The sequence below is a fragment of the Polaromonas sp. P1_H6 genome (assembly GCF_056405195.1).
In genome coordinates, this window is record NZ_JBFUCN010000003.1 from 1 (window position 1) to 18,720 (window position 18,720).

At 65.4% G+C, this 18,720-nt stretch carries 18 protein-coding genes; 6 read left to right on the forward strand and 12 right to left on the reverse strand.

Going from position 1 to position 18,720, the window contains the following annotated elements; all coding sequences use genetic code 11:
* Window positions 1-163: 163 nt before the first annotated feature.
* The 4 genes from AC1D1F_RS03650 to purU form a co-directional block, all read right to left on the reverse strand.
* The gene (locus AC1D1F_RS03650) at window positions 164-877 is read right to left on the reverse strand and encodes a DUF2846 domain-containing protein (protein WP_477677866.1); all 714 of its coding nucleotides are present in this window, start codon (window positions 875-877) and stop codon (window positions 164-166) included.
* Window positions 878-1,050: 173 nt separating this feature from the next.
* A complete protein-coding gene (locus tag AC1D1F_RS03655; RefSeq protein WP_477677865.1) occupies window positions 1,051-1,836 on the reverse strand; it encodes a carbonic anhydrase family protein in 786 nt (261 codons plus the stop codon).
* Window positions 1,837-2,155: 319 nt separating this feature from the next.
* Entirely contained in the window at window positions 2,156-3,055 is a 900-nt protein-coding gene (locus AC1D1F_RS03660) for a LysR substrate-binding domain-containing protein (protein WP_477696759.1), read from the reverse strand.
* Window positions 3,056-3,197: 142 nt separating this feature from the next.
* Window positions 3,198-4,046 (reverse strand): formyltetrahydrofolate deformylase, encoded by an 849-nt coding sequence (gene purU, locus AC1D1F_RS03665; RefSeq protein WP_477677864.1) that lies wholly within the window; start codon window positions 4,044-4,046, stop codon window positions 3,198-3,200.
* Between the two features lie 121 nt (window positions 4,047-4,167).
* Here purU and aptA point away from each other — a divergent pair, with 121 nt between their 5' ends.
* A complete protein-coding gene (gene aptA / locus AC1D1F_RS03670; protein ID WP_477696758.1) occupies window positions 4,168-5,508 on the forward strand; it encodes an omega-aminotransferase AptA in 1,341 nt (446 codons plus the stop codon).
* Between the two features lie 155 nt (window positions 5,509-5,663).
* Here aptA and AC1D1F_RS03675 read toward each other — a convergent pair whose 3' ends face one another.
* Window positions 5,664-6,527 carry a ChaN family lipoprotein gene (locus tag AC1D1F_RS03675; RefSeq protein ID WP_477678733.1) on the reverse strand — a complete coding sequence of 288 codons (864 nt, stop codon included), beginning with the start codon at window positions 6,525-6,527 and terminating at the stop codon, window positions 5,664-5,666.
* Between the two features lie 51 nt (window positions 6,528-6,578).
* Here AC1D1F_RS03675 and AC1D1F_RS03680 point away from each other — a divergent pair, with 51 nt between their 5' ends.
* Window positions 6,579-7,691 carry an AbrB family transcriptional regulator gene (locus tag AC1D1F_RS03680; protein WP_477678734.1) on the forward strand — a complete coding sequence of 371 codons (1,113 nt, stop codon included), beginning with the start codon at window positions 6,579-6,581 and terminating at the stop codon, window positions 7,689-7,691.
* A gap of 191 nt (window positions 7,692-7,882) precedes the next feature.
* Here AC1D1F_RS03680 and AC1D1F_RS03685 read toward each other — a convergent pair whose 3' ends face one another.
* The 3 genes from AC1D1F_RS03685 to AC1D1F_RS03695 all read right to left on the reverse strand — a co-directional run bounded on the left by AC1D1F_RS03685 (window position 7,883) and on the right by AC1D1F_RS03695 (window position 10,309).
* On the reverse strand, window positions 7,883-8,164 hold the full coding sequence (locus AC1D1F_RS03685) for a BTH_I0359 family protein (protein WP_436156974.1): 282 nt from the start codon (window positions 8,162-8,164) through the stop codon (window positions 7,883-7,885).
* 172 nt (window positions 8,165-8,336) lie between these two features.
* A complete protein-coding gene (locus tag AC1D1F_RS03690) occupies window positions 8,337-9,461 on the reverse strand; it encodes a DUF3108 domain-containing protein (protein WP_477696756.1) in 1,125 nt (374 codons plus the stop codon).
* Window positions 9,458-10,309: an IclR family transcriptional regulator gene (locus tag AC1D1F_RS03695; RefSeq protein ID WP_477678178.1), complete on the reverse strand. Its 852-nt coding sequence runs from the start codon at window positions 10,307-10,309 to the stop codon at window positions 9,458-9,460. Before AC1D1F_RS03695 ends, AC1D1F_RS03690 begins: the two co-directional genes overlap by 4 nt.
* Window positions 10,310-10,443: 134 nt before the next feature.
* Between AC1D1F_RS03695 and AC1D1F_RS03700 the strand changes: the two genes are divergently transcribed.
* Window positions 10,444-11,427, forward strand: a complete 984-nt coding sequence (locus tag AC1D1F_RS03700) for a fumarylacetoacetate hydrolase family protein (RefSeq protein ID WP_477678177.1) — start codon at window positions 10,444-10,446, stop codon at window positions 11,425-11,427.
* A gap of 17 nt (window positions 11,428-11,444) precedes the next feature.
* On the opposite strand, the gene AC1D1F_RS03705 is transcribed toward AC1D1F_RS03700, so the two are convergent.
* Window positions 11,445-12,608 carry a toxin-antitoxin system YwqK family antitoxin gene (locus AC1D1F_RS03705; RefSeq protein WP_477696755.1) on the reverse strand — a complete coding sequence of 388 codons (1,164 nt, stop codon included), beginning with the start codon at window positions 12,606-12,608 and terminating at the stop codon, window positions 11,445-11,447.
* Window positions 12,605-13,210 carry a MarC family protein gene (locus AC1D1F_RS03710; RefSeq protein ID WP_477678175.1) on the reverse strand — a complete coding sequence of 202 codons (606 nt, stop codon included), beginning with the start codon at window positions 13,208-13,210 and terminating at the stop codon, window positions 12,605-12,607. The genes AC1D1F_RS03705 and AC1D1F_RS03710 overlap by 4 nt, the downstream gene beginning before the upstream one ends.
* 178 nt (window positions 13,211-13,388) lie before the next feature.
* On the opposite strand from AC1D1F_RS03710, the gene AC1D1F_RS03715 reads away from it, so the two are divergent.
* Both AC1D1F_RS03715 and AC1D1F_RS03720 read left to right on the forward strand, forming a co-directional pair.
* A complete protein-coding gene (locus AC1D1F_RS03715) occupies window positions 13,389-14,234 on the forward strand; it encodes a PhaM family polyhydroxyalkanoate granule multifunctional regulatory protein (protein ID WP_477678174.1) in 846 nt (281 codons plus the stop codon).
* A gap of 50 nt (window positions 14,235-14,284) precedes the next feature.
* Window positions 14,285-15,577, forward strand: a complete 1,293-nt coding sequence (locus tag AC1D1F_RS03720) for an FIST signal transduction protein (RefSeq protein WP_477678173.1) — start codon at window positions 14,285-14,287, stop codon at window positions 15,575-15,577.
* On the opposite strand, the gene AC1D1F_RS03725 is transcribed toward AC1D1F_RS03720, so the two are convergent.
* Both AC1D1F_RS03725 and AC1D1F_RS03730 read right to left on the reverse strand, forming a co-directional pair.
* Complete coding sequence (locus tag AC1D1F_RS03725; protein WP_477696754.1) at window positions 15,574-16,731, reverse strand: hypothetical protein; 1,158 nt, start codon at window positions 16,729-16,731, stop codon at window positions 15,574-15,576. The genes AC1D1F_RS03720 and AC1D1F_RS03725 overlap by 4 nt on opposite strands.
* 234 nt (window positions 16,732-16,965) lie before the next feature.
* On the reverse strand, window positions 16,966-17,697 hold the full coding sequence (locus AC1D1F_RS03730; RefSeq protein WP_477678474.1) for a helix-turn-helix domain-containing protein: 732 nt from the start codon (window positions 17,695-17,697) through the stop codon (window positions 16,966-16,968).
* A gap of 120 nt (window positions 17,698-17,817) precedes the next feature.
* Here AC1D1F_RS03730 and AC1D1F_RS03735 point away from each other — a divergent pair, with 120 nt between their 5' ends.
* Window positions 17,818-18,711 carry a hypothetical protein gene (locus AC1D1F_RS03735; protein WP_477678473.1) on the forward strand — a complete coding sequence of 298 codons (894 nt, stop codon included), beginning with the start codon at window positions 17,818-17,820 and terminating at the stop codon, window positions 18,709-18,711.
* Window positions 18,712-18,720: the final 9 nt, after the last annotated feature.

Sequence of the window (18,720 nt, forward strand, 5' to 3'; positions counted from 1 at the left end):
CATCAACGGTCTTGACGGCCCAGATACTGGGCGACAGGCGCTCAAACAGCTGTTCCGGGCTCGGCGTGGCATTTTGCGCAAGGACATTGCCGCCAACCAGCAACAGGCCTATGCCGCGAAGCATGAATTGAAATATCACGGTGCGTCTCGTGGAGTGTTCGATTTATCGTGCGGGAGGCAGCAGGCCGTTCAGGTCGTCGAGCGTCGTGGGGCCGGATGCGCGGCTTCGCTCATTGGTGCTGCGCCCTGCCGTGCTGTTCACGGCACCGGCGGGCGGTGCGCTTGGCAACAGGCCGCTCAGGTCGTCGAGGGTCACGGGACCGGATGCGCGGGTTCGTTCATCGGTGCTGCGCCCCGCGGTGTTGTTCACCGCAACGGCGCGTGGTTTTCCCGGGACGAGTGGAATTCCGCCGATATAAGCCAGGTGAGGCAGATGTTGTATTGCTGTGCTTTCGCTTCGGAGGGTGAACCTGGGTTGACCCACAAGGAGTCCCACCGTGATGCTGGTCTGCACGTAGGTGGTACGGCCGTCCTCCAGTTCGGCTTCCAGGGTCGTTTCGATTTCAGTGCGCGCACTGACGGTGTATCTGCCTGCCGTGCGGTCAACAAAGAAAAAGCCTTGGGGTTGCGACTTGCCGACAACCTCGCCATTGAGTTTGATGTCCGGCTGGATCGCCTGCCCGAGGCCGCCAGAGCGGTAAACCACCAGACGTCCATACCCCGGGCGCAGGGTAGGGAAGCTGGCCTCGACTTCGGCATATCGGGGGCCGGTGGCCGCACAACCGGTCAGAAAAATTGCAGCAGCAATGACAAACAGACGAAAAATCTGCATCCCATACCCCTCGGTTTTGTTGTTCGAATCGCGCGAGTCTAGCATTCAGCCGGCCTGATGAATGGACTGAGAAAAGCAGCCCCTGGGGTGCCGGACGCAAAAATTTCAACCGACGCTTTTACGGAGCCAATCGGCAAGCAGCTGCACATTTCCACCGGTCCATCAGGCCGATGTCATTGAACTGCGTGCCTTCCACCCGCTTGGGCCAGTCCAGGTTCTCAGGATTTGGTGCCAGGGGCGGCTTTGCTGGCGCCGGGCATGTCATAGAACTTGACCTTGCCGGTTTTCACGTCATACATGGCGCCCACGATCAGGATTTCGCCCTTTTGCTCCATCTCGCGCAGGATGGGGCTTTTCTCGCGAATCGCTTCCACCGTGAGGTGCACATTGCTCTCGGCCACCATCTCGACAAAGGCGTAGTTCTTGGACGTGCGGTCCTTGATGTCGGCGGAGACCAGATTCGCGGCCGGCTTGATCTTGCCGATGAGGCCGGTCAGGTTGCCCAGCTGGGCATCGTCGCACGCGCCCTTGATGGCGCCACAACTGGTATGGCCCATCACCACCAGCAGTTTGGCGCCCATGACCTTGTGTGCGAACTCCAGGCTGCCCAGGATGTCTTCGTTGACGATGTTGCCTGCCACGCGCGCATTGAAGAGGTCGCCTATACCCTGGTCGAACACGATTTCGGCCGGCGCGCGCGAATCGATGCAGGACACCACGCTGGCCAGCGGGAACTGGCCGTCCGCCGTGGCCTTCATTTCCTTGAGGTAGTTCTGGTGGCGCGGCTTGCCGGAGACGAAGCGCGTGTTGCCGGCCTTGAAGCGCGACAGGATCTGCGCGGGCGTCACGGCATCCTGGCATGCCTTGGCATCCTGGATGGTGCAGAAGGTGCCGGGTTTGACGGATTTCGCCGCGGGCTTGCCCTCGGCGTGCGCCAAGGGCGACAAAGCAAACAGGGACAACAGGATGCCGGCCACGCTGGCGCTGAGCTGGTTCTTCTTCATGGAAATTCCCTCGCAGAATGGTTGGTTTTGTTTGAGGCTGCGGCTGCCAAGCTGATGCTTGCCCGGCCGTAGCCGATCCCACTCTAAACCTCCGTGAGCCGAATGTCATCTGCCGGTGCGGCCTCCGATGCCGCCGCCCGCGTGGCCCGATCAGGGCCGGTTAACGCTTTTTGCGTAAGATGCGCCGCACATCAAAAGGCTTTGCGCAAGGTGAAAAACACAGGCGAGGCGAGCCCGCCAGGGCGTTTGCAAGGACTAGCGGCCTTCTTCTCCCCGCCCATTCGCATTTGCAAAAATAGCGAAATAGCGTTAACGAGCCCTAGCCCAGGCTTTTGCGCAGCCAGTCCGCAAAGGCCGCGCATTCCCAGCGGTCCATGGTGCCGGTGCGCCAGCACAGGTAGTGGGCATGCGGGCTAGGGACGTTGCCGGCAAACACCGCGTTGCTGCCCAGGCGGACCAGCGAGCCGTTTTCCAGCCAGGGCGCACCCAGCTTGAGGCGTATCAGCGCAATGCCCATGCCGGCTGCGGCGGCGTCGCACATCAGGCCTATGTCGTTGAACTGGGAACCGTCGGCAGGCTCCGGCCAGTCGAGCTTGTGGGCGGAAAACCAGGTGCGCCAGGGCTCCAGCGGCGAACGCAGCAGGCTTTCGCCTTCGAGGTCCTCGGCGGCCTCAAAGGGGCCGTGCTCACGCACAAAAGCCGGTGAGGCCAGCGGCGCGACTTCGTCCTTGCTCAGACAGACGTGCTCCAGGTCCGCATAGCGGCCGGTGCCGAAGCGCACGATGAGGTCGGCGTCCTCGGCCACCACATCCAGCAGCGGAATCGACACCTGCAGTGTCAGGTCGATTTCGGGATAGGCGTCGGTGAACTGGCGCAGGCGCGGGATCAAGATGGAACGCGCGAAGGTCGGCGTGACGGCCAGGCGCAGCTTGCGTTTGCCGGGCGTGCTGCTTTGCCCGGCCGCGCCTGGAAATTTTTGCAACGTAGCCAGGCCTTCGCGCACGTGGGCCAGGTATTCGCTGCCCTCGGTGGTCAGCGAGAAATCGGCGCGACCGAAGAGCTTGGTGCCTATGATTTGCTCGAGCTGCTTGACGCGGTGGCTGACGGCGCTGGGCGTGACGCACAACTCCTCGGCCGCCTGCGTCACGCTGCGCAGCCGCGCCAGCGCCTCGAAGGTCAGCAGGCATTGAATGGGCGGGATTCGGGCGGGAGTAGCCATGTCTATCAAGCAGCGCTGGACACTGTGCGCGAGTTTTCTTCGCAAGCAGGGGCCGCGGGACCGGCTTTGCCGGACCGCAGGCGCAGCGGCCCCCTCGGGGGGCAGGAAGCTACACGCAGTGAGCGACCGTGGGGGCTCATATCTACTTGAAGATGACCGTCTTGTGGCCGTTCAAAAGCACACGGTGCTCGCTGTGCCACTTCACCGCACGCGCCAGCACCTGGCTTTCGGTGTCGCGGCCCATGGCGGTCAGGTCTTCCACGGTCTTGCTGTGGTCGGCGCGGGCCACGTCCTGCTCGATGATGGGGCCTTCGTCGAGGTCGGCCGTCACGTAGTGGGCGGTCGCGCCTATCAGCTTCACGCCGCGGTCGTGCGCCTGGTAATAAGGCTTGGCGCCTTTGAAGCTGGGCAGGAAGGAGTGGTGGATGTTGATGGCGCGACCGGAGAGCTTCTGGCACAGATCGTTTGACAGCACCTGCATGTAGCGCGCCAGCACCACGAGTTCGGCGCCTTCGGACTCGATGACCTCCAGCTGTTTCGCTTCGGCCTGGGCCTTGGTCGCCGCCGTGACGGGAATGTGGTGAAACGGGATGTTGTAGCTGGCCGCCAGCTGGTAGAACTCGCGGTGGTTGGAGACGATGGCGCGCACCTCAATCGGCAGCAGGCCGGACTTGCAGCGAAACAGCAGGTCGTTGAGGCAGTGGCCTTCCTTGCTGACCATGATGACGGTGCGCATGGGCTGGGTGGTGGCATGCAGCTTCCAGTTCATGCCGAAGGGTTGGGCGAAGGCCTCGAGGCGGCTGGAGAGTTCCTCATGCGTAAGTTTGTCGCAGGCGAACTGCACGCGCATGAAAAACAGGCCCGTGTCGTGGTCGTTGTACTGCGCGGCCTCTTCGATATTGCCGCCGTTGTCCAGCAGGAAACCGGACACGGCATGAACAATGCCCATACGGTCCGGGCAGGACAGGGTCAGGATATAAGCGTGATTCATAGGGGATGAATTGTCGCAGGTGAGGCCCGCCCCCGCCCGGACGGGGCCCAATCAGCGGTGCGCCGGGACGGCAACGGTGCCAGAATGCCAGAAACCCCTTTCCAGACGCAGGAGACACGCCATGGCCTACCAGAACTTCAACATGGAGCACCACTGGCTCCCTTTCACGCCCAACCGCAGCTTCAAGAAGGACCCGCGCATCTTCGTGGCCGCCGACGGCATGCATTTCACGACGCATGACGGCAAGCAGGTCATCGACGGTATCTCCAGCCTGTGGTGCGTGGGCGCGGGCCACAACCGCAAGCCCATCAACGACGCCATCAAGAAGCAGCTCGACACGCTGGACTACGCGACCGCCTTCCAGGCCAGCAACGACCAGGCCTTCAAGGCCGCCGAGCTCATCGCGGGCATAGCGCCCGGCGACCTCAACAAGGTGCTGTTCTGCAACTCGGGCTCGGAGGCGGCCGACACCTCGCTCAAGGTCGCGCTGGCCTACCACCGCGCGCGCGGCGAGGGCCATCGCAACATCTTCATAGGCCGCGAGAAGGGTTACCACGGCGTCGGCTTTGGCGGCATGAGCGTGGGCGGCATTCCGGCCAACCGCAAGGTCTACGGCGCCGCGCTGCTGCCGCGCGTGGACCACATGCGTTTCATCCATGACCCGGTCAACCACGCCTACATCAACGGCGCCGAGCCTGTGTGGGAAGAAGACCTGCTGCTGGAGCTGGAAAACCGCATCCTGCCGCTGCACGACCCGAGCAACGTGGCTGCCGTCATCGTTGAGCCGGTCGCCGGCAGCGCCGGCTGGTATTTGCCGCCCAAGGGTTACCTCAAGCGTTTGCGCGAGATCTGCGACAAGCACGGCATCCTGCTGATTTTCGACGAGGTCATCACCGGCTTTGGCCGCCTGGGCACGGGTTTCGGCGCCGATTACTACGGCGTGGTGCCCGACATGCTGAACTTCGCCAAGTGCGTGACCAACGGCGTGATCCCGCTGGGCGGCGTGATCTGCTCGGACCGCATCTACGACGGCATGATGAATGCCAACAGCGGCGCGCCCGAGCATGCCATCGAGTTTTTCCACGGCTACACCTACTCGGGCCATCCCGTGGCCTGCGCGGCGGCGATCGCGACCCTGAACCTGCTCAAGGAAGAGAAGCTGTATGAGCGCTCCGGCCAGATGGGCAAGGTGCTGGGCGACGCGATGCACAGCGGCCTCAAGGGCCTGCCCAATGTGATCGGCATACGCGCCCTGGGCCTGGCCGGCGCGGTGGAACTGGCGCCTGTGGCCGGTGCGCCGGGCAAGCGCGCCTACGACATCTTCATGGACTGCTTCCACCACGGCGTGCTGGTGCGGCCGGCGGCCGACAACATCGTGGTCTGCCCGCCCTACATCGTCGAGAAAGAGCACATAGACCGCATCGTCAACGTGGTGGCCGACGCGATCGGCAAGCACGCTTGATGCGGTTAGAGGCGCCTGAAGAAGCCACATAAGGCGTCGTTGAGGGCGGGCTCTCATCCCAGACCAGCTAGAGGCGCGGAACCGGCTTTGCCGGGCCGCAGGCGGGCGGCCCCCCCGGGGGGCAGCGCATTACACGAAGTGAAAAGCGTGGGGGCCTACTTCTTGGGCGCGAGTTTTTTGTCCAGGCCTTCGCAGTAGTCTTTTTCGGGCAGCGCGGGCGTTTCCCACACAGCATCGAAGGCATCGGCTTTCTCGCTTGACGCGGCGCCGCCGGCGCGCAGGCGGACGGCCTTGGCCTTGACATCGGCCGGCAGGTGCTGCGGCACGCCCAGATGGCGGTCGGCGTGGCCGCTGCCGGCCAGCAGCAGCACGGTTTTTCCGGGCAGCGCGGCCTGGGCCAGTGTGTTGGCCATGGTGATGTCCTTGGCGATCTGCAGGCGAGTCATGGGCGTGACCTGGCTCTCGGGCAGCAGGTTGCAGTGGCCCATGCGTATCAGCTGCTGCTGCGCCTTCAAGGCCGGTCCGGGTAACTGCAAATCGAGCTGGTGGTCCGCCATGCGGGCCTGCATCTGCGCGCGTGGCAGGTTGGCGCCCAGTACCGGCACGCCGGCGCGCACAGCCGTCATCACGGCTGGGCCGTAGGCGGCCCAGGGCCAGCCTTTGTCGTTCCAGTTCAATGCATTGCGCACTTGCTGCTCGGTGGCGCTGGGTTTGAGGGCGGAGGTGCTGGCGCCGGTGTCGGCCATTTCCAGCGCCAGGGCGGCCAGTGCGCCGCGTGCGGCCAGCAGGGCGACGACCTGTTGCTGGATGTGCTGGTGTTCGGCTGCGTCGTGCTGCTCGCCCAGGATGAGAATTTCCGCCGGAAGAATGGCCTCCAGGCGCGCGGATGTCTGCGCGGTGTCGAGGCTGGGCGCCTGCAGGATGGGCGCCTCGGGCCGGCCCGCGCAGCCGGCGGCCAAAGCCATCGCGGCGGCGCACAGCAGCCATGCCGAAGGACGAAGGGTGGGGAAATGGCGCATCGGTGGATACTAATGCTTCCGGCCCGGTTTTTGTTGGCCGCGCCCCAAGCCATGTCGCCTCTTTCCCCGCCTGCCCGCGCCTTTTTCATGCGCGTCATCCTGACGCTGCTGCTCGCCTGGGCCGCGGCCTCGCTGTGCCTCTGGCTGCGCACGCCCTTGCCCTGGATGATAGGCCCGCTGCTGGCGACCGCCGTGGTTTCCATGCTGGGCGGCCCGACGGCCAGCTGGACACCGCTGCGCAACAGCGGGCAGTGGGTGATCGGCTGCGCGCTGGGGCTTTATTTCACGCCGCAGGTGGTCGCCCTGCTGGCGGGACTGTGGTGGGCGATTGCGCTGAACATCGTCTGGGCGCTCGCGCTGGGGCTGGCTTTCGGGGCCTGGCTTTACCGGGTGCACCATGGGCCTGGGCCCTTCCAGGTGAAAGGCCTGTCGCGCATCACGACCTACTTCGCCGCGCCTATAGGCGCCGCGTCTGAAATGACGCTGATGGCCGAGCGTCACGGCGCGCAGACCGACCTGGTGGCATCGGCGCACAGCCTGCGCGTGTTGCTGGTCACGCTGGTCATTCCCTTTGGCTTCCAGTGGGCGGGGCTGCACGGGCTGGACGCCACCCTGCCCGGCGCGCGTGTGGTCCAGTTGCCGGGACTGGCCCTGCTCGCCGTGCTGACCGGCATAGGCTGCTGGGCCATGCTCAAGCTGGAGCGCACCAACCCCTGGTTCATAGGCGCATTGGTGGTGTCGCTGCTGCTGACGGCCTGCGGCCTCACGCTGTCGGCCCTGCCGCAGTGGATGACCAATGCCGCGCAACTGGTCATCGGCATCAGCCTGGGCGTGCGTTTCACCAGCGGCTTTGTGCACATGGCGCCGCGCTGGCTGGGCTCGGTGGCGCTGGCCACGGTGGGAATGATTGCGCTGTGCGCGGGTTTTGCGTGGTCGCTGTCGCAATTCACCAGCCTGCACTGGGCCACGCTGCTGCTCGGAACTTCACCAGGCGGCATCGCCGAAATGGCCATCACGGCCAAGGTCTTGCAATTGGGTGTGCCGGTGGTCACGGCCTTTCACGTCACCCGGCTGGCAGCCGTGCTGCTGCTGGCCGAGCCCATGTACCGCTGGATCTACGAGAAGCGCTCAGCGACCCAAGGTGAAAGCCCGCCGGCGGAGTGATGGGATTCTTCGGTCAAGCCGGGGCCGAGGAACCGGCTTTGCCGGGCCTCAGGCGCAGCGGCCCCCGAGGGGCTGGAGCCCGCGGCTCCAAGCCTGCCTGCGCAGGCTTGGACGGGCGACAGAGGCGAAGCGTCTCACGAGCCGCGGCCTGCAAGGCCTCGGGAACTACACGAAGTGAGTGACCGTGGGGGCTAGTGCAACGACATCGGGGTATTGGCCAACCCGCTATAGCCTTCCAGCGTGTCTTCGATTTCTTCCTGCGTGGGTGTGTTCTGTGCCCATGCGCTCAGGCGTTGCTGGAACATTTCTGCCCAGGAGCCGTCCAGGTAGACCTCTTTGCCCGAGCGTTTGTCCACGATTTCAAAGCCGTGGCGGGCCAGCTGGGGGATGGCGGGAGCGGGCGCAGATTCTTCCGGTGCGTTCGCGTGAATCTGAACCACGGCAAAAGAATCGGAGTCGTAAAGCATTTGCATGGTGAGGTCCTTTATCGTCAGATAGCAACGATGAGGCCAAGTTCAAGAGTCCGCACCATACGGCCTGCAAGTGTTCGGTAAAGACGCGCTACACCGTGTAAAACCGCACATAAAGCGCGCATCACCGTGCGTGGCAGCAACGCGGGCTGGATGGCCGCCTTTCAGGCTTTGCTCAGGGCCGGATCACACTGTCCAGTGACTGCTCCACAAAATCCCCGTTTTGCTCTGTGATCCTGCTCTTGACCGGCAGATAGTCGAGCGATGGCGCAAACCAGACTTCCACCTTCTGGTCGAAGTCGCCGCGCGGCTTGCGGGAAAGTTTTAGCGCCGGTAGGTTGCCGGCGGAGACGGTGAGGGTTTCTTCGGCTTCCACCAGGAAGGTCCAGGTGTCGGCCTGGGTCGGCCCCACCGTGTACAGGGTAATGCTGTTGCCGGGCACGAATTCCGCCGGATTGCCCGCCAGCATGCCGGCCAGTTGCAAGAAAAAGCTCATGCGATCCTGGGCGCCGGCGATCCAGGGCGCGTCAGCCGTGTTGGCGCTGAAGCTCACCTTGCCCTTGTCGCGCTCGAAATGCGCCGCCCGCTCACTTCGTGATTTGTCGGAGAACCGCTTGGGCGCCAGGCCGATCTCGGTGAGCTCGCCTTCGCTGGTCAGGATGCGCGGCTTGAGGAACAAGGACGCTGGAAACGATGCGCGCACCTCCAGGACCGCTGCATATTCGGTGCCCTTGTTCTGCCAGCTCAGTTCCGAGTTGCCGTAATAGTTTTTGCCGTCTTTTGCGCCTATGGCTTTGTATTCCAGGCGGACAGAGCCTGGCAGGCGGACCACGCCGATTTTGGTGGTTTCCGGCTGGGCCGTGGCCGCCGCCGGCGCCTCGGCGGGGCCGGCCGGCGCCGCTTCGGGCGCGCTTGCGGCGGAGGCCTCGGCCCTGGCGGCTGCCTCCGCGAGCAGGTCTGCGGGGGTCGGCTCATCGGGCACGTAGTTGGCCGGCCGCGGTTTGCGCGCCGGGACTACCGCAGGCTCGCTGAGCTCCGGCGTGGGTTTTTTCGGGGCGGGCTTTGGCTCCGGTGCGGGCTCGGGCAATGCAGCCGGCGGCGGCTCGGCTGGCTTTGGTGGAGGGATGCTGCGCGTCACAAAGGCCGCGGTGGCCTCTGAGGATGGCGGGCGCTCGGGGCCGAAGCGCACCGGCAGGGAAGTGAGCAGTAGCGTGTGCACGACCAGCACCACCACCGCCAGCAGGGCCAGCGCACGCCGGGACGGGGCGGCGTAGGAAGAAGGGGTGGCCAGGGTGCTCATGCCGCTTCGAATCCCAGGTCGCGGGAAAGTTGCCGTGCGGCCGCCACCAGGGGCCGGGCCACCGCGCCGTCCCAGGCGGCATCGAAGGTGGCCAGCGAGCCCAGCGCCACCATGCCCAGGGCCAGGTGGCCGTCGGCATCGAAGACCGGCGCGCAAAAGCCGGCCACGCCGGGCAGCAGCGTGTTAACCGCGCGCGCCATGCCGCGGCGGCGCACTTCCTCGAGCATATCGGCGACGCCGGCCATGGTTGTGGGCACATCCTGGCGCGCCAGTTTCTGGTTGCGGGCCAGCTCTTCCCTGACCAGCAAGGCGAGCCGGCCCTGCGGCCTGGCAGTGGCAACCAGGCGCGGCGATATAAACGCGGTGAAACACAGGCCGGTGGCCGACGACAGCAGCGGCATCACGTCACCGAGGCGCAGGTTGACGGTGACGGCCCGCGGCGATTCTTCCCAGTGCACCAGGGTAGGCCCCTGGTTGCCCCAGACGGCCAGGGCCAGGGTCTGGCCGGTCTGTGCCATCAGCGGCTGCAGGCGTTGCCGGGCCAGTTTTACGCTGTCCAGCCTTGAAAGGGAAGCAAGCCCTAACTTGAGCGCCGCCGGGCCGAGGTCGTAAAGGGTGGTGGCCGGGTCCTGGACCACCAGGGCCAATCGCTGGAAGCTCACGAGGTAGCGGTGGGCCTTGGCTGCGCTCATGCCGGCGGCGGCCGCCAGGTCGCGCAGCATCAGCGGGCCGGGCGAGGTGGACAGCACCTCCAGCAGTGCAAAACCGACCTCGACCGACTGGATGCCCGCGCGTTGCGGCGCCGGGCTGCTGCGTTGGGAGGCGGTGGCGCCGGGGCTGGCTTTCATGGGGGGTGACTAGAATTTCGGGTTTGCCGTGAGGCTGTGGATGCATGGATCGTAACGCGGGGGCCGGGGGCCGCCGCCGGCCACGGCACAATCAGGCCTTCGGCGAAAACCGGCAGCCACCCACCAGGATATCGATGAAACTTGCCACTTACAAAGACTCTTCACGCGACGGCCAGCTCGTGGTGGTGTCGCGCGATCTCTCCACGGCCCATTATGCGACCGGCATTGCCGGCAAGCTGCAGCAGGTGCTGGACGACTGGAACTTCATGTCGCCGCAGCTGCAGGACTTGTATGAAACCCTGAACCAGGGCAAGGCACGCCACGCCTTCCCCTTCGAGGCCTCGCGCTGCATGGCGCCCTTGCCGCGCGCCTACCAATGGGCCGACGGCTCGGCTTTCATCAACCATGTGGAACTGGTGCGCAAAGCCCGCAACGCCGAGGTGCCGGAAAGCTTTTACACGGACCCGCTGATGTACCAGGGCGGCAGCGACGATTTCATAGGCGCCTGCGACGACGTGGTCGTGGCCAGCGAGGATTTCGGCATCGATTTCGAAGCCGAAGTCGCCGTGATCACGGGCGACGTGCGCATGGGCGCCACGCCGGCCCAGGCGCTTGAAGGCGTGCGCCTGCTGATGCTGGCCAACGACGTCTCCCTGCGCAACCTGATTCCCGACGAACTGGCCAAAGGCTTCGGCTTCTTCCAGAGCAAGCCGGCCACGGCCTTCAGCCCGGTGGCGGTGACGCCGGACGAGGTGGGCGAGGCCTGGGACAAGGGCCGCCTGCACATGACGCTGCAAAGCACCTGGAACGGCCGCAAGGTCGGCATGTGCGAGGCCGGCCCCGAAATGACCTTCCATTTCGGCCAGTTGATCGCCCACATCTGCAAGACCCGCAATGTGCGTGCCGGCAGCATCGTGGGTTCGGGCACCGTCAGCAACAAGGACTGGAGCCACGGCTACAGCTGCATCGCCGAAAAACGCGCGATTGAAACCATCGAAGACGGCAAGCCCAAAACCGAGTTCATGAAGTTCGGCGACACCATCCGCATTGAAGCAAAAGGCAAGGACGGCCTCTCGGTGTTCGGAGCCATTGACCAGAAGGTCGTCTCTGCCGTCTGAATCGTCCCCTGTGAGGGTTATTTCGCGTAGGCTTTTCGCGAACCGTCTTCGAACACGGCGTCGTCCCGCAGCAGCTTGCCTTCATCGTCCCAGCTTTTCTCGCGCGTGATACGGCCGCGCTCGTCGTAGCTTGACTCAGCCACCAGCTTGCCGGCCTCGTTGAAGCGCTGGTGCGTGCCCAGCGGCAACTGCCGGTAGCGGTTGGAGGCGCTGAAGCGGCCGGTCGAAGCGGTTTTGCCGCTGTCGAAAAACTCGGTGGTCTGCAGCCAGGCCGTGTCGCCTTCGCCGCCGTATTCGGTCTTGCTGCGCGGCTGGCCGTTGAGGTAATAGCTCTGGTCGCTGACGGGTTTGCCGGCCGACCAGCGCCTGTCGCGGGTCAACGCACCGCTGTCGGCAAACTTCTGCTCGCGTTCCCTGAAGGAGTTCTTGCCGTCCAGTTGCCACTGGATTTCGCGCCGCTTGACACCGGCGTTGTTGTAATGGCGTTCGGTGCGCGTGCTGCCCGTGATATCTTCCTGGTAATCCGGTTTTCCGTCTTCGCCCAGCGTTTCATGGCGGATGCGTTTTCCGCCCTGGTAGCTGCTGCGCCCTTTGAGAACGCCTTTGCCGCTGAACAGCTCAAGCTGCGAGGCGCGGCCCGAAAAACCGCACCAGTAGGCATCGTCGGCCGGCGGCGCCAGCAGGGGCTTGTCGCCGCAGCGCAGGGCTTGCAACTGGCCGCTTTCGTTGAACTCGGCGTAGGCCTGCTCGATGCTGCCGCCCTCGCGCGGCCCGTAAAACACGATGCGCTGCAGCTGCCCGTTGGCGTGAAAGCTGCGCGCCAGGCCCATCTGGCTGCCGTTGTCGTAGGTGCTGTCCCGCAGCACCTGCCCGCCGGGCGCGAAGTCGCGCGAACGGCCGTGCTGGTTGCCGCGCTCGTTCACGCTGTACTCGCGCTGCAGCTTGCCGTCTTTGTAATAGCGCACCAGGCCCATGAACTTGCCGCCTTGCAGCTCCTGCTCGCGCGCCAGCTGTCCGGAGTCGCGCTCCTTGCAGCGCATGATGCCGGTCTTGCCGGCGGTGGTGCCGCCGTGGTTGGGGTTGACGCTTTCGCCGTTGACTTCGCAGTCCTGCACCGCATACGCCCAAGCCGGCGCAAGGAGGCAGGCGCACAACAGGGCCAGGCGAGGCACGGCGCTCACGCGGCGGCCCCGGTCTGGGTGATGAAGAGCCGTATGCCGCGCAGGAACATCTCGACCGAAATCGCCACGAGGATCAGGCCCATGAGCCGTTCAAACGCCATCATGACGCGGTCGCCGGCCACGCGCTGGATGCGCTCGGACAGCACCAGCACCACGGCGCACACGGCCATGGTGACGCAGAGCGCGGCAATCCATTCGAGCCGGCGCGCCGGCGCCTGCGACACCAGCAGCATCACGGTGGCCAGCGCCGAGGGGCCGGCCAGCGCGGGAATGGCCAGGGGCACGATCAGCGGCTCGCCCTGCAGGGGCGCGGCTTCGGGCTGGTCCGAGGGGAAGATCATGCGCAGCGCGATCAGGAACATGACGACGGCGCCGGCGATCTGCAGCGACAGGTCGCTGAGGTTCATCAGGCGCAGAAAGCCGTCGCCGACGAACATGAAGGCCAGCAGCAGCAAAAAGGCGATCAGCACCTCGCGCAGGATGACGCGCATGCGACGCTCGGGCGCCACGCCTTTGAGGGCGTTGACAAAAATCGGGATGTTGCCGAAAGGGTCGGTGATCAGCAGCAACAGCACCGTGGCGGAGGCAAAGGTATAGGCCATGCCCCAAGCTTATCAGGCCGCTCTTGCCGGCACGGGCCGTCGCCGCGTGGCGCGGCCGCACGCCGGAAACAAAAAGCGGTTGACGTCCCGGCCCAGCGTTGCACAATGAAGATGCGAGCCGGGCCGCCCCGCCGCGCGCCCTTAGCCGCAACCATGCATAACATGCCAGGAGACATTCATGAGTGACGCAGACAATCCTTCTTTCCCCGGTTTCGGCAAGCTGGTGCCCGGCTTCGATTTTCTGCAAAACCTGGCCAAGCAGGCGGCCGGCAGCGCCACGCAGAACATCCCGCAACTGCCCAACCTCGGAAGTTGGGTGGCGCCCACGCTCAACGTCGAGGAACTCGACAAACGCATCGAGGAACTCAAGGCCGTGCAGTTCTGGCTGGACCAGAACGCCACCGCGCTCAAGGCCACCATCCAGGCGCTGGAAGTGCAGAAGATGACGCTGGCCACCCTCAAGGGCATGAACTTCAACATGGGCGACGTGGCCAATGCCTTCAAGCTCAAGGTCGCCGACAGCGTGGCCGGCGGTGTGCAGCGTGTGGCCGACAAGGCCAGGACGTTTTCGGGGCTGGAAGTGCCGCCCACGAGCTTTGGGACGGGCAAGCCTGCCGCCAAGGCCAAGGCGCCTGCCGCGGGCAAGGCCGCCGCCGCGCCGGCCGGTGTGGTCGACCCGATGCAGTGGTGGGGCGCGCTGACCCAGCAGTTCCAGGCGATCGCCACCGATGCGATGAAGGATGCGGCCAAAAAGACCGCGATGGACACGACCAAGAGCCTGGCCACGGGCCTGGCCAAGGACGCCATGAAAACCGCCACCGGCATGGCCACGGGCATGGCCCGCAACATGGCCGAAACGGCGGGCAAGACCGTGGCGGGCAGCGCGCGCGCGGCCATGAACACGGCGCTGCGCAGCAGCCAGGGCTGGCCCACGCCGGCCGCCGGCAAAACCGCCGCCAAGCCCGCCGCCAAAACCAAACCCAAAGCCCCGGCGCGCAAGGCCGCGCGAAAAACCTCGCGCTGACGTTTCCCCGCCTCCGATCAAGCTCCCATCGACTTTTTCACCGGAACCCCATGAAGCTTTTTCCCTACGGCCACGCCACCCATCCGCAATGGCAGATGGCTGCCGGCCTGGTGCTCGCGCAGCTGCGTGCCTACCTGGCGCTGCCCGGATATGCGAAATTCCCCACGCTGGCGCTGCTCTACATCACCGACCACTACGCGCCCCATGCGCAGGACATCCTCGACCACCTGAGCGCCGAGCTGCCCGATGTCACCGACTGGAGCGGCACCGTGGGTGTGGGCATCGCCTCCAACAATGTCGAATACTTCGATGAGCCGGCCCTCACGGTAATGCTCTGCGAATTGCCGCATGACCAGTACCGGGTGTTTTCCGGCGTTTCGCCGCTGCCGCCGGCCAGCAGCGGCCGTTTCAAGGCGCATACCGCGCTGGTGCATGCCGACGCCGGCACGCCCGACGTGGCCGAGCTGATCGCCGAGATGGCCGAGCGCACCGACAGCGGTTATGTGTTCGGCGGCCTGGCCTCCAGCCGCTCCGGCACCTTGCAGTTCGCGCTCAGCGGGCACGGCAACGTCAAGGGGCAGGGGGCGGCAGGCGGGGTGTTCAGCGGCGGCCTGAGCGGCGTGGCTTTCGGCCGGGGCGCGGCGCTGATGTCGCGCATCACCCAGGGCTGCCGGCCGGTGTCGGCGGACCATGAAATCACTGCCTGTGAATCCAATGTGGTGACCGAACTGGACGGCAAGCCGGCCCTGGACGTCATGCTGGCGGACCTTGACGTCTCGCTGGACCAGCCGCGCGAGGCACTGGCCAAGGTGCGCACCACACTGGTCGGCCTGAGCCGGCCGGCCGACATTCCCGATGACGGCCCGGCCCATGCCGCCGGCCGGCGCGCGGGCCAGTTCGGCGCCGAGGTGCGGGTGCGCCACCTGATAGGGCTGGACCCGGCGCGCCGCGGCATCGCGATCGCCGAGGTGCCGGCCGTGGGCATGAAGCTGGCTTTCTGCGAACGCAATATGGAAGCCGCGCGCGCCGACCTGGTCCGCGTCTGCGCCGAAATCCGCGAAGAGCTGGAGCCCGAGGAAGTCACGCTGGAAGTCGCCAGCGCCTTGAGCGCATCGGAGGCCGAATCGGCGCCGCATGCGGCGCGGCGCATCGCCGGCGCGGTTTACGTGAGTTGTTCAGGCCGCGGTGGCCCGCATTTCGGCGCGCCCAGCGCCGAGATGCAGATCGTGCGGCGCGCGCTGGGCGACGTACCCCTGGTGGGGTTTTTTGCCGGCGGCGAAATCGCGCGCCACCACCTTTACGGCTATACCGGTGTGCTCACGGTGTTTACAGCACCGGCCTAAAGAACCTGGGCTTCGAGCAATTCGACAGGGTCGCCGTAGCGCGCCGCCATTGCCACCACAGCCGGGTCACGCAGCGCGCACAAAAAGCCGTCCTTGATCAGTGTCTGTCCGCCGGCGGTGACTGTGGCGTCCAGCGTGATCAGATCCATGTGCACCGGCGGCTCTTCCCAGTCGGGCATCACGCGGCGTATGTAGTCGCTGGGCTGGGCCAGGTCTATGCCGAAATGCAGCGCGCCGGGCGCGTTCGAGCCGGCCGGGTAGACCGTGTGGCGCGGCGCCTTGGGGTTGAAGCCGCAGCCGCCGCCTTCGATCATGCGGCCGCCCACCAGCATCTCGCGCAGGATCACCGCCTCTTCCGAGATGCCCTCGACCGAGGAAATCGTGTCGCCCTCAAAACGCACGGCGATTTTTTCCTCAAACGGTTTGGCAAAACCGACCGCCCACTGCGGATACAGCACGCCGGACATGGGCACTACGGCCTTGAAGTCGTTCTTGACCGAGTTGTGGTCCCAGAGGTTGGGCCCGTGCGTCGGCAGGTAGTGCACGTAACAGCCGTCTTCTTCGGCTGTCATCTGGCCGCGCCAGCGATTCGTGGCCAGCTGGTTGGCGCGCATTTCCTGCGTGAAGCTGATGCGGAAATCGCTGCCGCGCGGGTCGGTGAAGCGCAGGTCGAAGTTGCCTTCCGTCGGATATCGGTCGGCCGTGCCGCGGATGATCTCGCCGATGACCTCGACGGGGAAACGCGCCTGTGGCGTGTGCAGCAAGTCAAGGTTGCGGAAGTAGGTGATCTTGACCCAGCGCTGGCCGCCGCGGCGCAGGTTGATGCACAGCGGATCCAGGATGGAGCAGAACCAGGTCGACACCACAAAGGTGGCTTTCTTCAGCATGGCATGCACTTCTTCCGGCACGGCCGTCACCTGCGTGCTCGGCTCCATATAGATACGCACCTCCGCGCCGCGCGATTTGGCGATGCCGATCACCGCGTCGATCACGCGCGGGTCCAGCAAGGGGTCCGCCAGCATCAGCACCCTGTCCCCCGGGCGTATCGCCATCACGCGCGAGAAGTTGTCCAGCGCCTGGAAAAAGTACTTGGTGTCGGTCAGGTTGGCTGCCACGGGGATGGGCAGGCCGACGTAGGTGGAGGTGGGGTTCATCGCGGGTCCGAGGATAATTGCATGCACAAAGGCCTCGTTTCGGCCTCTTAATCGCTGAATATTAGCAGTAAACGCACTATTTACTTAGCTAGCTAATGTAATTGCGTGCAATTACGCTCGATGGTTGTTGAATTCTTCAACCCAGCATGAGCCGCGGAACCGGCTTTGCCGGGCCGCAGGGCGGGCGGCCCCCTCGGGGGGCAGGGAGCTACACGAAGTGAGCGACCGTGGGGGCTAACGCCGCAATGCGGCAAAAGCCTCAAATTCCCAGCTGCGCATCGCCAGCAACAGGGTGAAGCCCTCCCGGTCCTTGTCGCCGAGTTTCTGGTCGGTCTGGTGTTGCTGGGCGAAATCCTGGGCCACACGCTGCATGCGTTCCAGGAAGGAGGGCGCCAGGCCGCGACTGATGGATCCGTGCACCAGCAGCAGGCCTTCGCCATTGCCGTCGAAACCGCCAGAAAAATAGTCGAGCAGGGCGTTGTCGCGGAAGTAATCCATCACCGGGCCGTGCGGGCGCCAGCGAAAGGTTTTGGCGAGCTTGAGCCGGTAGCGGTTCAGGGGCTTGAGCTCGATGATGCCGATGCGATCCAGCTGCGCGAGGTACTTGATGCACTCGGCTTCCGAGAGGCGGTAGCTGCTGGTGATCTGCTCCAGCGTCCATTGCGACAGCACGCAGATGGCGGTCAGCAGCAGCTTTTTGTCGGCCACCACGGCTTTTTCCTGCGCCTCGGCCAGTTCGGCCAGCAGCGGCTGCGTGTCGGCGATATGCCTGGCGAGGTCGGCAAAGTCGAGCTTGAGCGCGCGGCAGATCGCGTCTATGCGCGACAGCGGCATGTCCCCTTTGGCCAGCATGCGCTTGACGCTGGACTCGGCCATGCCCAGCTTGGCGGCCAGGTCGGCATAGGTCATGCGCGCGGCCTTGAGTTCTTTTTTTAGGACGGTGACAAGGTCGGCGGTGGTGCTCATGGGTATCGATTATCGGTACTTTAGGTTCGAATTGGCTCCACTGCGCTAAATTTTGATGCCGCAGTCCGGCCCCGCCCCGCACAGTGCGGCTCACCCCATCCATAGACAAGGAGCTTCAGCATGCAGACCACCCCCTCCATTCTTCATCGCCGGGTTGAGCCGCTCCCGTGGCACGCGCGGCCGGCTGCCCTGGTCTGGCGCCGCGAGTGCGCGCTCGCCGGTGTCTTCATTCTGCTGCTGGCAGCCGCGTTGCTGGGGCCTTCGGTGGCGCAGTCCGCGCATTACCACGCCTTTGCCGACCAGCGCAGCTGGGGCGGGCTGCCGCATGCGATGGACGTCATCAGCAACCTGCCCTTCGCCTTGTGGGGCATGGTGGGTATCTGGGCGCTGCTGCGGGCTGTGCGTGAGCGGGTCGTCAGCGCCGCGGCGGCGGCCATGGCAGGGCTCTTCTTCGGCGGGCTGTGGGTGACGGCGGCGGTCTCCGCGGCCTATCACCTGCAGCCCGGCGATGCCGGCCTGGCCTGGGACCGCGGCGGCATGGTGCTGGCGTTCGCCGGTTTGCTGGGCCTGGCGGCGATGCGGGCGGTCAGCGCGCGCGCCGGGATGGCGCTGGCCACGGCCGTGCTGGTACTGGGGCCGCTGTCGGTGCATGCCTGGTCGCTGACCGGCAATATGCTGCCCTGGGCCGTGCTGCAGGGAGGCGGCATGGCGCTGATCCTGGGTTTTGCCTGCCTGCGGCCCGCACAGGCACGGGAACTGCCGGTCCGCTGGGCGCTGCTGATCGCAATCTATGCGCTGGCCAAGCTGCTGGAGCTGGGCGACCACGCGGTCTATGAATGGACGGGCCAGCTGGTGTCGGGCCACAGCCTCAAACATGTGGTGGCCGCCTTCGCCGCCTGGCCTGTGGTCGCGGCCCTGCTGGCGGCGCGCGAAACCAAGGCAGAATCCAGTGCACCATCCAAAAACAGAGCGGGTCCGTTGCTTAGGCGCGCAGCCCGCCGCACAACAACCTAAACGAGGAGT

What these genes read in the sequence shown, in the direction of transcription:
- purU (WP_477677864.1), bottom strand. Translation starts at nt 4,046, where the DNA reads ATGAATCACGCTTATATCCTGACCCTGTCCTGCCCGGACCGTATGGGC.
- AC1D1F_RS03695 (WP_477678178.1), bottom strand. Translation starts at nt 10,309, where the DNA reads ATGAAAGCCAGCCCCGGCGCCACCGCCTCCCAACGCAGCAGCCCGGCG.
- AC1D1F_RS03690 (WP_477696756.1), bottom strand. Translation starts at nt 9,461, where the DNA reads ATGAGCACCCTGGCCACCCCTTCTTCCTACGCCGCCCCGTCCCGGCGT.
- AC1D1F_RS03725 (WP_477696754.1), bottom strand. Translation starts at nt 16,731, where the DNA reads ATGAACCCCACCTCCACCTACGTCGGCCTGCCCATCCCCGTGGCAGCC.
- AC1D1F_RS03700 (WP_477678177.1), top strand. Translation starts at nt 10,444, where the DNA reads ATGAAACTTGCCACTTACAAAGACTCTTCACGCGACGGCCAGCTCGTG.
- AC1D1F_RS03720 (WP_477678173.1), top strand. Translation starts at nt 14,285, where the DNA reads ATGAAGCTTTTTCCCTACGGCCACGCCACCCATCCGCAATGGCAGATG.
- AC1D1F_RS03710 (WP_477678175.1), bottom strand. Translation starts at nt 13,210, where the DNA reads ATGGCCTATACCTTTGCCTCCGCCACGGTGCTGTTGCTGCTGATCACC.
- AC1D1F_RS03655 (WP_477677865.1), bottom strand. Translation starts at nt 1,836, where the DNA reads ATGAAGAAGAACCAGCTCAGCGCCAGCGTGGCCGGCATCCTGTTGTCC.
- AC1D1F_RS03735 (WP_477678473.1), top strand. Translation starts at nt 17,818, where the DNA reads ATGCAGACCACCCCCTCCATTCTTCATCGCCGGGTTGAGCCGCTCCCG.
- AC1D1F_RS03730 (WP_477678474.1), bottom strand. Translation starts at nt 17,697, where the DNA reads ATGAGCACCACCGCCGACCTTGTCACCGTCCTAAAAAAAGAACTCAAG.
- AC1D1F_RS03685 (WP_436156974.1), bottom strand. Translation starts at nt 8,164, where the DNA reads ATGCAAATGCTTTACGACTCCGATTCTTTTGCCGTGGTTCAGATTCAC.
- AC1D1F_RS03680 (WP_477678734.1), top strand. Translation starts at nt 6,579, where the DNA reads ATGTCGCCTCTTTCCCCGCCTGCCCGCGCCTTTTTCATGCGCGTCATC.
- AC1D1F_RS03660 (WP_477696759.1), bottom strand. Translation starts at nt 3,055, where the DNA reads ATGGCTACTCCCGCCCGAATCCCGCCCATTCAATGCCTGCTGACCTTC.
- AC1D1F_RS03715 (WP_477678174.1), top strand. Translation starts at nt 13,389, where the DNA reads ATGAGTGACGCAGACAATCCTTCTTTCCCCGGTTTCGGCAAGCTGGTG.
- AC1D1F_RS03675 (WP_477678733.1), bottom strand. Translation starts at nt 6,527, where the DNA reads ATGCGCCATTTCCCCACCCTTCGTCCTTCGGCATGGCTGCTGTGCGCC.
- AC1D1F_RS03650 (WP_477677866.1), bottom strand. Translation starts at nt 877, where the DNA reads ATGCTAGACTCGCGCGATTCGAACAACAAAACCGAGGGGTATGGGATG.
- aptA (WP_477696758.1), top strand. Translation starts at nt 4,168, where the DNA reads ATGGCCTACCAGAACTTCAACATGGAGCACCACTGGCTCCCTTTCACG.